This is a genomic window from Acetobacter estunensis, from assembly GCF_019083805.1.
GTDB classification, from domain to species: domain Bacteria; phylum Pseudomonadota; class Alphaproteobacteria; order Acetobacterales; family Acetobacteraceae; genus Acetobacter; species Acetobacter estunensis_A.
This window is the reverse complement of record NZ_JAHRDV010000083.1, coordinates 1-474: the sequence shown is the minus strand read 5'-3', so window position 1 is coordinate 474 and position 474 is coordinate 1. Positions and strand designations below refer to the sequence as shown.

Genomic DNA, 474 nt, shown 5'->3' with positions numbered 1-474 from the left:
CCATTATACTCCCAGTTTGCATTATCTTTGCACTAACACGAAGATAAGCTGCACCTCAGCATAAAAAATGAACGAGTTCATTTTATTCTGCATTCGGTTTGCACTATCTTTGTAGTGAGATTAACAAGAACTTATATATGCCAGACTATGATTTAATCGCCATATTAGGGCCTACCGCTTCAGGAAAGACTCCATTTGCAGCCGCCTTGGCCGCCGAACTCCATACGGAAATCATCAGTGCCGATTCACGGCAAATCTACCGGGGGATGGACCTAGGCACCGGCAAAGACCTTGCTGACTATACCGTCGACGGGAAACAGATTCCCCATCACCTCATCGACATAGCCGCCCCGGGCTATAAGTACAATGTTTTCGAGTATCAGCGTGATTTCTTGAATGCTTACGAGACTATTAAACAAAAAGGTTGCCTGCCCGTTGTATGTGGAGGAACCGGAATGTATCTCGAATCAGTAC

The 474-nt window shown here is 45.6% G+C and carries 1 protein-coding gene; it reads left to right on the top strand.

Going from position 1 to position 474, the window contains the following annotated elements; genetic code table 11:
• Positions 1 to 137 precede the first annotated feature (137 nt).
• A partial coding sequence (locus KUA11_RS17090; protein WP_302480904.1) for a tRNA (adenosine(37)-N6)-dimethylallyltransferase occupies positions 138 to 474 on the top strand: 337 nt, incomplete at its 3' end.